The organism is Aureimonas sp. Leaf427 (assembly GCF_001425485.1).
GTDB lineage: Bacteria > Pseudomonadota > Alphaproteobacteria > Rhizobiales > Rhizobiaceae > Plantimonas.
The window spans coordinates 1-12,532 of sequence record NZ_LMQW01000017.1 but is presented as its reverse complement, the minus strand read 5'-3'; the positions used below and the strand labels follow the sequence as shown (position 1 = coordinate 12,532).

The window sequence follows — 12,532 nt, the reverse complement described above, 5'->3', positions numbered from 1 at the left end:
CGCGACCTAGCCGGTTGTGGTTTCGGCCATCGCCGGGACCGCCGCCCAAGCCACCAGGCATGCCAGAACGAAGGCCGAGCGGCCCACCCGTGATGGGCGGCCGCTCGAACGCCCATCATTGACGGGTAAAGACATCGGCACCCGCATTGATCGATGCCCATTCGTCGCCGACATCGACCTGATTGGTCATCTGCCAGAGGGTCTTGATGGTGTCCGTCGGAGCATTGGGTGCGAGTTGCCCGACCCAAGACGTGATCGCCTGAAACTGATCCCAATGAACGATGAACGCGATGAGATCGCCATCGACATAGCCCGTCAGCGTTCCGGTCGCCGTGGTGCCGCCCGAACTGACGGCGCTTTCGTAGCTGCCGGACAAGGCCTGGCCCGTCTGCACCAGTAACATTTTCGAACCGAGTTCATTGGTCCAGTTGCCGGCGAAGTCGACCGCCGTTCCGGTGCCTGGCTTGGAGCGGATCAGTGCCTGTTCGTTCTGCATGTTGCATCTCCTGGTTGGATCGCTTGCGAAAACAACGTACCAGAAGCTGTCTCCCGCGACATCGCGAAGTACCTCCGTTTCGCCGGAAGATCATCCTCCTCGTCTGGCGCTGATCCTTGGTCACAACCGGGGACCTGACGCCATCAACCCGCAAGGGGTCGGCTATGCGAGCATGCCGCCGCGTGCGGCTTCGCCTTCGCGGTGATTGCGGCCCCCGGCCGGACACTTCGGGCGCCTGTCAGCGGGGGATGACCCTCCGCTCCCCACAGGAGCCGCATCGATGTCGTTCAGCCAAGCCTCCGCTTTCGCCGCCAGCCTCGCCACCACCCTCATGGCCGTGATCGTCATCTTCCGCGCCGGCGACGGCAGCCTCTCGGTCGTTCTGGAAGCGGAGTTCGAAGGCGGTGCGGAGATTGTGGCCGAGATCGATCCGTTCGCCGTGTGAGCGGGCGGTGCCGGAAGGGAGCGCCGGCCTTGTCCGGCGCCTCGCCGACGGCTTTTCGCCGCCGCTTCGGCGCGCTATCCTCGCCATCGCGCCGCAGTGGTGGTGGAGGCGCGTTCCGAACCCATGTTTCGAAGGAAGCCACCACCGTGGTCGTTCTCGCACCTGTCGTCCTCATCGGCGGCATCGTCCTGTTCTGCTGGCTGATCTTTTCCGTCGCGATCTACGCACTGCCCATCATGACCGGCATCGCGGTTGCGCTCTGGACGATCGAATAAGGCTCCGGTGCCGTCGTCGGCATCTTGGCAGGCCTTCGGGCCGGCGGCGTCATCCTCGCGCTCGCCCGGACGCTCTTCGCCCATGCGCATTCCGTCGGGCTGCGGTTCACAATCGCGATCGTCTTTGCCGCACCCGCCTTCGTGGCCGGTTATTCGGCGACGCTCGGCCTCAGCCAATTCCTTATCGTATCGTCCGGCTGGCAGACGACGATCGCCGTCACCGGCGCGATCATGGTCGGGGGCGCCGCCTGGGGACGGATCGTGGCGACCCCGCCCAGCGGCACCGGACAGAGCAGCGCGACCGGACACTGATCTCCTGTCGAAGGGGTAGCTAACGGAGCGGTGGCCAACCGGTCTCGTCTCGGGTGCGGATGGAGCGCGGACGCCGGTGGTAACGGAAGCTCTACGCCTGGCAGAGGACGCTGCCGTCCTTCCGCCGTGCATGGGAGCCCGCATCTTAAGGTCCGGTCCTTCCGCCCCGATAGCGGCAAGGCGTTCTCTGGAAATGCCCGTGCGAGAATGCAAGGGACGGCATCCCGGCCGGGACCTGGCGATGGGCGATGATCGCCTCCCGAGACGCTGTTGACGAAGCGGGAGAGGTCCGAGGGATCGCCAGGGTTCTCCATAATCGCCGAGGTTGCCGCGCACGACCACACGGCCTCTTCAATGGACCCGATCTGGCCGAAGGACGGCTGCGCCTCGATCGCCCTGGCGCAACGGCGTCGTCACGACTTTCTTCCCCTGCCGGCTGCGCCGTCATTCCTCGCGAGCCAAGAAAGCCGCTCCCCGCCATCCTCCGCTGCGCTGCGGCCTGCCAACAGGTGCGCCGTCGATCGCCCCCGGCCGGACGATGGGCCATCGAGGCCGCGGCGGTCGCGGGCTCGAAACCCAAGGATACGGAGAACCATCATGGCGACCATCGGCAACTTCACCGCGATCGACACCGGCTACATCGGCGAGATCGTCACCCTCAGCGTCCAGGCCCGCAACGTCCGCATCCTGCGCGACGACCGCGCCACCGGCGAGAACGCCCCGAGCCACCGCGTCTATGTCGGCCGGGCCGAGATCGGAGCGGGCTGGTCCAAGCGCTCCAACGAGGGCCGCGACTATCTCAGCCTGAAGCTCGACGATCCTTCCTTCAACGCCGCCATCTACGCCAACCTCTTCGACGACGAGAACGGCGAGACCTTCTCGCTGATCTGGTCCCGCCCCAACGGTCGGAGGGACTGACCGCACGGCCGACACCCCGCCCGGCGCCGCTGGGCGGGGACGCTTCGCCACCAACGCCCTCTACGGCGTCCGGGGTCGCGCCTCGGCATCCTCCGCCAAAGCCACGTCGTCGGGCTGGATCAGGTCGACATGGTCGACGCCCAGCGCCTGCGCGAGCTCGTAGAGACTGATGACGGTCGGGTTGCGCTTGCCGCGCTCCAGACTGCTCAGATATTGCTGGCTGAAGCCGGAACGCGCCTCAACCTCCTCCTGCGTGAGCCCCATCGCCCTGCGCAGGCGCGCAAAATTCCGTCCGACCAGCGTGCGCATGTCCATGCACGCACGCTCGCCCGAATACACACTTTGAGTTTACGAACTATAATATGTAAATTGGGCGTGGGTGATGCGCCCGCGACAACGGGTGATGCCGAAACGGGGGCTCCCATCACGCAAGGCGATTGGTAGTATGGTTAAGGAAGGTGGCTCCCGGCAACCGCCCTTCATGGAGAGCGCCATGACCGTTGAGGACTTTTCCGACGACCCGCCCCAGGGCGAGCATTTGACCGGCTACGACCGCGAACACGTCAGGCTCTATTGCCGCCTTCTCGACTCGGTGGCGGACGGCGCCGACTGGCGTGAAGCCGTCGCCGTGCTGTTCGGAATCGACCCCGACACGCAGTCCGAACGCGCCCTTCAGGTCTACCACGCGCATCTCGCCCGAGCGCGCTGGATGACGCACACCGGCTACAAGCACCTCTTGGCGGGGCGGATCCATTAGCGGCGATCCGCGGGGTGTTGCCCTGCGCGCATCGCGTGATGCGCAATTGGGGACTATGCGGCCCCCGGTCGGCCCGGAATCCTTTCTCTCCGACGCGCATACCGCGTACCGAGGGAGGAGAAACGCCGGTGAAGCCAGACCGATCGAAGTGGCAGGACGCCACCGCCTACGACTACATGAGCAGTCTCGCGGTCGAGGATCTGGCCTGGGAATGCCTGCGTCGCAACGCCGGCTATCAGAAGGATTTCGGACGGCATGTCCGCTCGGAATCGTCCCAGGAGGACAGCGAGGCCGCCATCGCGCGGCGCTGGGGGTTGCGATTTCGCGGCCCGTCCGAGCCGCAGCGGGCGTGACCAGCCGATCCACTGGACGCCCGATGCCGATCCTGCCGTCGTCGTCCTCGCGCCGCCGTCCGAACTGTTGGCCACCGCCATCGCCATCCCGCTCGATCTGACCAATGTTCAGGACGCCGCCGATGGCCGCTACGCCCGGCATCGCGACCGCGCCGGCGAAATCCCCTTGCTTCTCCTTCCCGGTGCCGAGGCGGCAGCGGCCTTCGCAGCACAGCTTCCGTTCGCGACCGACAGCCCCGACCGCGTCGAAGCCTATCTCCGCCTCTGGCGATGCGGACAAGGGCTCGATGCCAGCGATAAGCGCCTGACGCCGCTGCAGCGTCGGCGCATTCCCCGCGCGCTTCGCGCCGCCGACGCGCGCGCCCACGGCGCCACCTACCGCGAGATCGCCAGGGCGTTTCACGGCATCGAGCGATTGATGCGGGAGGACGACTGGCGCGAGTCGTCGCTTCGCACCGAGGCGATCGACCTTCTCCGGTTCGGGCTGCGGCTGATCGCCGGGGACTATCTCGACCTCTTCCGTCATCGGCGCCGATCCTGACGCCGGTCGAACCCGACGTGGGGTGAGATTCTTACCGACGCTACTTTCCCATCCACCCCGCCGGCTCCGCTTCGCCATCCTCGCCTCCGTTCGCAGCCCCATGCCGGGGCCGCCCCCGCCGCCACGGAGGTCCGACCATGTCGCAAACGCCCGCCCGCATCCCGCAGAACTACCTGCGCACCCCCGACGCTGCCCGCTATCTCGGCCTGTCCGGCCGCACGCTCGAGAAGCACCGAACCTACGGCACCGGACCGGCCTACCGGAAGCTCGGCGCGATCGTCGTCTACGCGGTGGAAGATCTCGAAGCCTGGGCCTCGCGCGGTGCCGTCACCTCGACCTCCGATCCGCGCGGATCGGTGCTGCCGGCCAAGCGGCAGCCCGAGTTGCCGCCGCTCGTCCCGTCGCGTGGCCACCGCTGAGCCCCGTCGATGTCCCGCCGCCACCTTCTGCCCGCCAGCGAACGGGCGACCCTTCACCCGTTCGTCATCGCCACCGGCGACGCGAGCCCGCGCGACCAGCGCGATCTCATGGAACGTCCGTTCTTCTCGCTCGCCAAGGCCAAGCGCACGACGCCGATCCTCTACCGATCGGGTGACGTGCAGGTCGAGGTCTTCGCCAGTGCGCAGCACGGCATGGCGACGATCTGGGACGCCGACATCCTCATCTGGGCCGCCTCGCAGATCATCGAGGCTGAAACGGCAGGCCTCAAGACTTCGCGCTTCCTGCGCTTCACGCCCTACCAGCTTCTCACCGCCATCCGGCGCCAGACCGGCTCGCGCGACTATCGGTTGCTCAAGGGCGCGCTGGTGCGCCTTCAGTCCACCTCCGTGCTCACCACGATCCGCAACGGCGAGCGCTGGCGCCGGCACCAGTTCTCCTGGGTCAACGAATGGGAGGAATGCGCGACGCGCGACGGCCGCGTCGAGGGCATGGAAGCCGTGCTGCCCGACTGGTTCTATCGCGGCGTCATCGACCGCTCGCTCGTGCTGTCGATCGATCCGGCCTACTTCCGGCTCACCGGCGGCATCGAACGCTGGCTCTACCGCGTCGCGCGCAAGCACGCTGGCCGTCAACCGGCCGGGTGGCAGTTCGAGGTCCGGCATCTTCATCAGAAGTCCGGCAGCCTCGTCCGGGTTTCCGACTTCGCGCTTCAACTCCGCCGTATCGTCGAGCGCCAGTCGATCCCCGGCTATCGGCTCCGCATCGAACGCGATGCGCGCCGCGAATTGCTGCGCATCCAGCCTCTCGACTTATCCACATGGGCCAAGGGCATGGCTGTGGATACGGTCGGGACTTCGCACGCAATTCGTATCGGGACTTCGCACGCAACCCATTCGGGACTTCGCACGCACGGATCGCAGCTAAGTCTCTGGAACGATAACGCAATTCAGACCCGTAATAGAGAGTCTAATAGAGAATCTAATATTCTTGTGGCGCCCGGGGATGTGGAAAAACTCCTCCGAGACGCCGCCCGCAGGCTTTCGCTCACATCTCCACGGCGGGGAGACAAGCGATGATCGTCGCGCTCCTCAACCAGAAGGGCGGTGTCGGCAAGACGACGCTGGCGCTCCATCTCGCCGGCGAATGGGCGGCCCGCGGCCAGCGCGTTACGCTGATCGACGCGGACCCGCAGGGCTCGTCGCTGGACTGGTCGCAGCAGCGCGGCCGTGAAGGGCTGCCAAGGCTGTTCGGCACGGTGGGCCTCGCCCGCGACACGCTGCACCGCGAAGCGCCGGAACTGGCGCTGGGCGTCGATCACATCGTGATCGACGGGCCTCCGCGCGTCGCCGGCCTCATGCGCTCGGCATTGCTCGCCGCCGACCTGGTACTGATCCCGGTGCAGCCGTCGCCGCTCGACGGTTGGGCCTCGGCCGAGATGCTCGCGCTCGTCGCCGAAGCGCGCATCTACCGCCCGGCGCTTGCCGCCCGCTTCGTCCTCAACCGCTGCGGCGCACGTACCGTTCTGGCGCGCGAGACGGCCGAGACGCTGGCCGATCACGATCCGCCGGTGCTTGGCTCGACGGTCGGCCAGCGCATCGCCTTTGCCGTCGCGGCGCAGTCCGGACGGCTCGCCCGCGAGGTCGACGACGACAGTCCGGCCGCACGCGAGATCGCCGCGCTGACCGACGAGATCGACCGGCTCGGCGTCGAAAGACCTGCGTCATGACGGCCACCGCCGCACCGATCTACCTCGGCGACGTCGTCACCGGTGACTGCCGCGCCGTGATGCCGACGCACGGACCGTTCGACATGATCCTCGCCGATCCGCCCTATGGCGACACGTCGCTCGCGTGGGACCGGCGCGTCGAGGGCTGGCTGCCGCTCGCCCGCCACGCGCTGAAGCCGAGCGGCTCGCTCTGGGTGTTCGGGTCGCTGCGTCTCTTCATGGCGACCGCCGATCACTTCGCCGATGCCGGCCTGCGATACGCGCAGGAGATCGTCTGGGAGAAACAGAACGGCTCCGGTTTCCACGCCGACCGCTTCAAGCGCGTGCACGAGCTGGTCGCCCAGTTCTACGCCGCCGAGGCGCCGTGGAGCGGCATCTACAACGACGTGCAGACGACATCGGACGCGCTGGCGCGCACCGTGCGGCGCAGGCGCCGACCGCCGCATACCGGTCACATCGACGCCGGCCACTATGTCAGCGAGGACGGCGGTCCGCGACTGATGCGCTCGGTGATCCATGTCCGCAACGCACATGGCCGCGCCATCCACCCGACCGAAAAGCCGTCCTCGCTTCTGGAGATCCTGATCCGCACGAGCTGCCCGCCGGGCGGGCTCCTCGGTGACTGGTTCGCAGGTTCGGGCGCAGCCGGCGAGGCATGCCGCCTGAGTGGCCGCCGCTATCTCGGCTGCGAGATCGACGCGGCGATAGCCGAAAAGGCGCGCGCGCGCATCGGCGCGGTCCTGCCGCTCGGCGGGGGCTTCGCGTCATGAGCGAGCGTCCGACACGACCCGGCTTCGCCGCACGCCCGGCTGATCCCGAGCGCTGGATCAGGACGAGCGATGCGACGGCACAGCGCGGCGGCGACGCTCCCGCGTTCACCGCTCGGCTGACGATCGACGTCACGCCCGACCAACGCGGCCGCATCAAGATCGCCGCCTTCCGGCGCGGCGTCACCGTCGCCGACATGCTGCGCGACCTGCTCGCGCGTGAATTTCCCCCCTCGCAAGGAGACCCGTCGTGAAACCTCCCGCCATTCCGCTGATCGGCGGCCTGTCGCCATCCTCGTCGCCCCCCGACGATCTCACCCACGTCGAACTGACCCATGTCGAAAAGAAGATCGAGAACTGGATCCGCTTCGGCCGGCATGCCCGCGAAACGATCCTCGACCGCCGTCGCCGTGTGCTGTCCTTCCGTCCCGGCAGCGTCTTCGCCTTCGTGCGCTGGGCGTCGAACGACTACGGCACGATCATCTCGCGCATCGACATCGTGCGCGCCGTCGAGCCGGGGTCCACCTTCCAGACGCTGCCCTTCGTCCGTCCCGGCGGCGAGATCCTCCTGAAGATCGAGGGCTGGCCGAAAGTCGAACGCGTGCTCCAGCACGTCGACGCGATCGAGGCCGTCGGGATCGATCCGGCCGACGTGTCGCCCGATCACTGGCGGCACGTTCACAGCCGCCTCGGCGTCGCTCACGAGCCGCGTGCCTACAGGCCCGAACAGCATCGCGCCTACCTTCTGCGCCGCGAGGCGCAGTCGTGACGCGCTTCGGCTATGTCATGTCGGCGTACTTCGCCACGATGGGGATCGTCATCACCTCCTTTGTCGCGATGCCGCTGCGCCTCCTCTGGAACGCCTCGGCGAGCGTTCCGATTGGGTTCTACGACATTGATCCTCCGCGCGAGCTGGCGGTCGGCGATCTCGTCGCCGTCCTGCCGGACGAAGCGCTCGCAAGCATGATGGTCGCGCGCGGCTACATCGCGCCCGGCGTGCCGCTCCTGAAGCGCATTGCCGCGGTAGCGGGACAGGAAATCTGTCGCCGAAACCGCGCGATCACCATCGACGGGGCGCCGGTCGGCGACGCGCTGGAGCGGGACCGCAAGGGCCGCGATCTGCCCACCTGGCGCGGCTGCCGGCGCGTGGCACCGGGCGAATTGTTCCTGATGAACACGAACGTCCCGGACTCGCTCGACGGGCGCTACTTCGGCCCGCTGCCGCGCGCTGGTGTCGTCGGCAAGGCGCGACCGCTCTGGACCGACGAGGCCGGCGACGGGCGCTTCGTCTGGCACGCGGACACCTCGCCGACGCCCCCCTGACCGCCGCCCGTGTGCGTGCAGACAGCGCACCGCATGCCCTCCATCCCCATCACCGGAGTTTCACCATGCCACTCATCGGCCAGTTCACGCGCACGTCCGCCGGCTTCGCCGGCCGCATCCGCACGCTCTCCTTCGACACCGAGTTCGTCATCCTTCCAGTTGAACCGGGCGATGCGGAGAACGCGCCCGACTACCGCATCCATCTCGGCGACGAGGATGGACCGGAGGTCGGTGCGGGCTGGAAGCGCAAGGGCGAGCGCGCCGGCGACTATGTCGCGGTCCTGCTGGACGATCCCGTCTTTCTCGCTCCCATCCGCGCCAACCTGTTCCGCTCGGGCGACGACGGCGGCTCATGGGGGCTCCATTGGAACCGTGCGCCGAAGCGCGCCGAGCGGAGCTGAGCGATGCAGCGCCATGCCCCGTTTCGCACCGCCGACCGGCAACGCGCCGGTCACCGCGCCTGCCTCCTCCTTTCCGGCCTCTTCCTCTTGGGGGCACCCGACACGACGCAGGCGGCGCAGATGCAAGCCGACAGCCCGTCGGCGGCTCGCGCTTCGATCGACGCCCATGTCGCGGAAGCAGCGCACCGCTTCGGCATTCCGGCGGCCTGGATCCGCGCCGTCATGCGCGCCGAGAGCGGCGGCGATCGTGCGGCCGTCTCGCCAAAGGGCGCGATGGGCCTCATGCAGATCATGCCGGCGACCTGGGATGATCTCAGCGCCCGCCATGCGCTCGGCAGCGATCCGTTCGATCCCCGCGCCAACATTCTGGCAGGCGCGGCGTATCTGCGCGAGTTGCACGATCGCTACGGCGCGCCAGGGTTTCTGGCGGCCTACAATGCCGGTCCGGGCCGCTACGAGGCGTCGCTGCGCGGCCGCCCGCTGCCGGCCGAAACCATCGCCTATCTCGCAATGCTGACACCGGCGATCGACGGCCAGACGGCACCACTGACCGGCAGACCGGCGGTCGCCGATCCGCAAGCGTGGCGCAGTGCGGCGCTCTTCGTTTCGCGCGCTGCCGGCCGCGGAGATGATCGGACGGGTGCCACCGGCGAGACCCGCATTGATGCCGCGACCGTCCCGGCCGATGCCGAGGTCGCGACGGCCCTGCCACCACGCGAGAGCCTGTTCGTCACCCGTCAGCGGACGGGGGAAGCGCCATGAAGAATGGGCTGCATCGACCGTCGGGGAAAGGGCTGGCTGCTCAACTCCGCCCATTGTCCGGTGCGCCACGGCGCGCGTCAAGGACGACAGGGTCCCACCATTTTCTTCGGCGAACGGACGCTGCGGCTTCACCGACGAAGCGGTGCGGCGCCGAAGAAAATCGTTTCCCCTATCGCCGCTTCGCGGTCGCTGACGCGATCCCTGACCCGCACCGCGCCGCACCGGCCATCGCTCCTGTCTTGCAAAGCACAGGAGGCAACAATGGCGCTCTACAACCACATCGAGGAACTGAAGGCGGAACTCGCGGGCTGCATCGACCGGCGCGAGCGGGCGCAGATCGCGGCCGAACTCACGGCGGCACAGGCCGAACTCGCCAAGCGCGAGGCGGCGTTCGACGTCTGGCTGGCGGCGGCTGGCTGAGCCGTCCCAGCAGGGCCGGAGCGGCGCGGGCAAGCGTCGCTCCGGCATCGTGCGGCTGGCCGTCCACGCGCAGTCACGACGACATTCGCGGCACCGCCGTCGCGCAGCCGAGCGACCGTTCTCCTGCATGCCAGCCGCCGCACACGGCCCCGTACCGGAGTGGTTTCCGGTGCGAAACCACGAACGCCGGGACGTCCAGGAAACGCAGCACCCTGACTCGTTCGGGGAGGGAGTTCTGCGCCCTTTCGAGCATGCGCGACCGTCCGCTCGGTGGATCGGTGGCATGGGAGCCGTCACGACTAGGCATCCGGGGCTGGCGTGGCCCGTCGAAGGCAGGCGTAGCGGCGGCGGAACGGAGGGGCCGGCAGGGGCAACGGGGAAGAGGAGGGCAGGATAAAGGGCCGCGATGTGCGGCTTGGGGCGGTCGTGGGTTTTCAAGGGATTACGCAGCGATTTCGCGGGGTGCGGCCCATGCCTGCACATCGCGATCATCGTATTTGCTGAGACTTTTCCGCGACATGGCGCGATGTGCGGGGCTTTTGCCATGAGCGGCGAGGACGATTTCCGCATCCGGCCTGGCCGCATCCGTTCGACCCGCGCGCAGGCCGAGAGGCCCTTCGTGGCGCAGGCGCTCGCCGCCGCCCGCAAGGCCGGCGGAACGGTCTCGCGATCCGGCCGCATCGCCTCCGGCAACCGATCCCGCCTCGGCCGCGGCCAGCGCGCCAGCGTCCAGGCCAACCGCCTCATCACCGCCCGCTCGCGCGGCGCCGTGATCAAGAGCCGTTTCGTCCGCCATGCCCACCAGCGCGGCAAGCTCGGCGCGCACCTGAACTACCTCCGCCGCGAGGGCGTCACCCGTGACGGGGAGAAGGCGCGGCTGTTCGGGCCTGAGACCGAGAACGTCGACGCCCGCGCCTTCGCCGAGCGCTGCCAGGACGACCGGCACCATTTCCGCTTCATCGTCTCGCCCGACGACGCGCTGGAGATGGCCGACCTTCGCGCCTTCACCCGCGACCTCGCGCGCCAGATGGAACAGGACCTCGGCACGCGGCTCGACTGGGTCGCCGTCGACCACTGGAACACCGAGCACCCGCACGTCCACCTGATCGTGCGGGGCGTGCGCGACGACGGCGAGAACCTCGTCATCGCCCGCGACTACATCAAGGAGGGCATGCGCGACCGGGCGCGCGACCTCATCACTCAGGAACTGGGACTGCGTACCGATCTCGACATCCGCCGGACGATCGAGCGCCAGATCGGCGCCGAGCGCTGGACGCAACTCGACCGACAGCTCGCGAGCGATGCCCGCGCGACCGGCGTCATCGACATGGCACCCCATCGCGACCGAACGCCGGACGAATACCAGGTCGAGAGGATCGGCCGCCTGCGCAAGCTGGAAACGCTCGGCCTCGCCGACCAGATCGGCCCCGGCCAATGGGTCATCGGCGAGAAGGCCGAGGCGACGCTGCGCGAGATGGGCGAGCGCGGCGACATCATCAAGCGGATGCATAAGGCGCTGACCGATCTGGGCATCGAGCGCGGTTCGGCCGGTTACGTTCTGGCCGCCGAGAGCCTCGACGTTCCCGTCGTCGGACGACTGGTGGCACGCGGCCTCGACGATGAACTGAACGGCACGGCCTTCGCCGTCGTGGATGGCGTCGACGGCAGGACCCATCACATCAAACTTCCCGACCTCGACGCCGCCGGCGACAGCGCCGCTGGCTCGATCGTCGAGCTGCGCCGCTACGATGATGCGAAGGGGCAGCGCCGCGTCGCGCTTGCCGTCCGCTCCGACCTCGATCTCGATCAACAGGTCGCCGCAACCGGCGCGACCTGGCTCGACCGGCAGGCCATCGCCCGTGAGCCGGTCGACCTCGCGAACGGAGGCTTCGGCGCGGAGGTCCGCCAAGCGATGGACCGACGCGCCGAGCGGCTGGTCGAACAAGGATTCGCCGAGCGTCAGAGCCGCGGCGTCACCTTCCAGCCCGGCCTGATCGACACGCTCCGCCGACGCGAAGTCGAGGCGCTGGAGGAGAAGCTTGCCAGCGAGACCGGTCAGCCGTTCAACCGCGCCGGCAGTGGCGAATACGTCGCGGGCACCTACAGCCAGCGCTTCGCGCTCGCCTCCGGCCGCTTCGCCATGATCGACGACGGGCTCGGCTTCCAGCTCGTCCCTTGGACACCCTCCCTCGAACGGCAGCTCGGCCGCCACGTCTCGGGTGTCGCCCGCGGCGACGGGGGCATCGACTGGAGTTTCGGCCGCAAGCGCGGCCTCGGCCTCTGACACGAAAGGAACCCCCATCCATGTCCGGCACCAAGATCCTATGGGGCCAGATCCTCACCGTCTTCCTGATCGTCATCCTGACGACCTGGGGCGCGACGCAGTACGTCGCCTGGCGGCTCGCCTACCAGCCCGAACTCGGGCCGCCCTGGTTCACCGTGGCGGGCTTTCCCGTCTACATTCCGCCGGCCTTCTTCTGGTGGTGGTACTGGTTCGACGCTCTGATGTCCGTTGTCAACATTCTGGCCGCACGAGATCAACCATTCCGAGGAACGGCGGGCAGGAGATGGACGCGCATGGGTGGAGGCGGGACC

At 68.3% G+C, this 12,532-nt stretch carries 20 protein-coding genes and 1 pseudogene; 19 read left to right on the top strand and 2 right to left on the bottom strand.

All coding sequences use genetic code 11. From position 1 onward, the window contains the following. Nucleotides 1–115 precede the first annotated feature (115 nt). Nucleotides 116–496 (bottom strand): avidin/streptavidin family protein, encoded by a 381-nt coding sequence (locus ASG62_RS12550; protein ID WP_056696279.1) that lies wholly within the window; start codon nt 494–496, stop codon nt 116–118. 280 nt (nt 497–776) lie between these two features. Here ASG62_RS12550 and ASG62_RS27215 point away from each other — a divergent pair, with 280 nt between their 5' ends. From ASG62_RS27215 to ASG62_RS12540, 4 genes are all read left to right on the top strand, one after another. Continuing rightward, the gene (locus ASG62_RS27215) at nt 777–941 is read left to right on the top strand and encodes a hypothetical protein (RefSeq protein ID WP_164470481.1); all 165 of its coding nucleotides are present in this window, start codon (nt 777–779) and stop codon (nt 939–941) included. A 146-nt stretch (nt 942–1,087) separates the two neighbouring features. Then, on the top strand, nt 1,088–1,216 hold the full coding sequence (locus ASG62_RS27840; RefSeq protein WP_274532618.1) for a hypothetical protein: 129 nt from the start codon (nt 1,088–1,090) through the stop codon (nt 1,214–1,216). A gap of 24 nt (nt 1,217–1,240) precedes the next feature. Next, nucleotides 1,241–1,528 carry a hypothetical protein gene (locus ASG62_RS12545; RefSeq protein WP_056696280.1) on the top strand — a complete coding sequence of 96 codons (288 nt, stop codon included), beginning with the start codon at nt 1,241–1,243 and terminating at the stop codon, nt 1,526–1,528. Between the two features lie 597 nt (nt 1,529–2,125). Beyond that, complete coding sequence (locus tag ASG62_RS12540; protein WP_056696281.1) at nt 2,126–2,446, top strand: DUF736 domain-containing protein; 321 nt, start codon at nt 2,126–2,128, stop codon at nt 2,444–2,446. A gap of 60 nt (nt 2,447–2,506) precedes the next feature. Here ASG62_RS12540 and ASG62_RS12535 read toward each other — a convergent pair whose 3' ends face one another. Next, nucleotides 2,507–2,761: a helix-turn-helix domain-containing protein gene (locus tag ASG62_RS12535; RefSeq protein WP_056696282.1), complete on the bottom strand. Its 255-nt coding sequence runs from the start codon at nt 2,759–2,761 to the stop codon at nt 2,507–2,509. Between the two features lie 178 nt (nt 2,762–2,939). On the opposite strand from ASG62_RS12535, the gene ASG62_RS12530 reads away from it, so the two are divergent. From ASG62_RS12530 to ASG62_RS12465, 15 genes and pseudogenes are all read left to right on the top strand, one after another. Beyond that, the gene (locus ASG62_RS12530; RefSeq protein WP_056696311.1) at nt 2,940–3,203 is read left to right on the top strand and encodes a DUF2285 domain-containing protein; all 264 of its coding nucleotides are present in this window, start codon (nt 2,940–2,942) and stop codon (nt 3,201–3,203) included. A 128-nt stretch (nt 3,204–3,331) separates the two neighbouring features. Next, nucleotides 3,332–3,556 (top strand): transcriptional regulator domain-containing protein, encoded by a 225-nt coding sequence (locus tag ASG62_RS26980; RefSeq protein WP_056696283.1) that lies wholly within the window; start codon nt 3,332–3,334, stop codon nt 3,554–3,556. 67 nt (nt 3,557–3,623) lie between these two features. Further along, complete coding sequence (locus ASG62_RS12520; RefSeq protein ID WP_056696284.1) at nt 3,624–4,097, top strand: DNA -binding domain-containing protein; 474 nt, start codon at nt 3,624–3,626, stop codon at nt 4,095–4,097. Nucleotides 4,098–4,234: 137 nt separating this feature from the next. Further along, nucleotides 4,235–4,516, top strand: coding sequence for a helix-turn-helix transcriptional regulator (locus tag ASG62_RS12515; RefSeq protein ID WP_056696286.1), 282 nt, complete (start codon nt 4,235–4,237; stop codon nt 4,514–4,516). A 9-nt stretch (nt 4,517–4,525) separates the two neighbouring features. Next, nucleotides 4,526–5,614, top strand: coding sequence for a replication initiator protein A (locus ASG62_RS12510; RefSeq protein WP_056696287.1), 1,089 nt, complete (start codon nt 4,526–4,528; stop codon nt 5,612–5,614). Next, on the top strand, nt 5,611–6,264 hold the full coding sequence (gene parA, locus ASG62_RS12505) for a ParA family partition ATPase (RefSeq protein ID WP_056696289.1): 654 nt from the start codon (nt 5,611–5,613) through the stop codon (nt 6,262–6,264). Before ASG62_RS12510 ends, parA begins: the two co-directional genes overlap by 4 nt. Continuing rightward, nucleotides 6,261–7,034 (top strand): DNA-methyltransferase, encoded by a 774-nt coding sequence (locus tag ASG62_RS12500; RefSeq protein ID WP_056696291.1) that lies wholly within the window; start codon nt 6,261–6,263, stop codon nt 7,032–7,034. The genes parA and ASG62_RS12500 overlap by 4 nt, the downstream gene beginning before the upstream one ends. Further along, nucleotides 7,031–7,285, top strand: coding sequence for a hypothetical protein (locus ASG62_RS12495; protein WP_056696293.1), 255 nt, complete (start codon nt 7,031–7,033; stop codon nt 7,283–7,285). The genes ASG62_RS12500 and ASG62_RS12495 overlap by 4 nt, the downstream gene beginning before the upstream one ends. After that, nucleotides 7,282–7,800: a DUF2840 domain-containing protein gene (locus ASG62_RS12490; RefSeq protein WP_056696295.1), complete on the top strand. Its 519-nt coding sequence runs from the start codon at nt 7,282–7,284 to the stop codon at nt 7,798–7,800. The genes ASG62_RS12495 and ASG62_RS12490 overlap by 4 nt, the downstream gene beginning before the upstream one ends. After that, nucleotides 7,797–8,354: a S26 family signal peptidase gene (locus ASG62_RS12485; protein WP_056696297.1), complete on the top strand. Its 558-nt coding sequence runs from the start codon at nt 7,797–7,799 to the stop codon at nt 8,352–8,354. Before ASG62_RS12490 ends, ASG62_RS12485 begins: the two co-directional genes overlap by 4 nt. A gap of 65 nt (nt 8,355–8,419) precedes the next feature. After that, on the top strand, nt 8,420–8,755 hold the full coding sequence (locus tag ASG62_RS12480; protein WP_056696299.1) for a DUF736 domain-containing protein: 336 nt from the start codon (nt 8,420–8,422) through the stop codon (nt 8,753–8,755). A 120-nt stretch (nt 8,756–8,875) separates the two neighbouring features. After that, nucleotides 8,876–9,517: a lytic transglycosylase domain-containing protein gene (locus tag ASG62_RS12475; RefSeq protein ID WP_413814204.1), complete on the top strand. Its 642-nt coding sequence runs from the start codon at nt 8,876–8,878 to the stop codon at nt 9,515–9,517. Nucleotides 9,518–9,778: 261 nt separating this feature from the next. Continuing rightward, a complete protein-coding gene (locus tag ASG62_RS27210; RefSeq protein ID WP_164470482.1) occupies nt 9,779–9,937 on the top strand; it encodes a hypothetical protein in 159 nt (52 codons plus the stop codon). Nucleotides 9,938–10,481: 544 nt separating this feature from the next. Continuing rightward, a complete protein-coding gene (locus ASG62_RS12470) occupies nt 10,482–12,221 on the top strand; it encodes a relaxase/mobilization nuclease domain-containing protein (protein ID WP_056696303.1) in 1,740 nt (579 codons plus the stop codon). 20 nt (nt 12,222–12,241) lie between these two features. Beyond that, nucleotides 12,242–12,532, top strand: a pseudogene (locus tag ASG62_RS12465) (hypothetical protein); the annotation flags it as partial.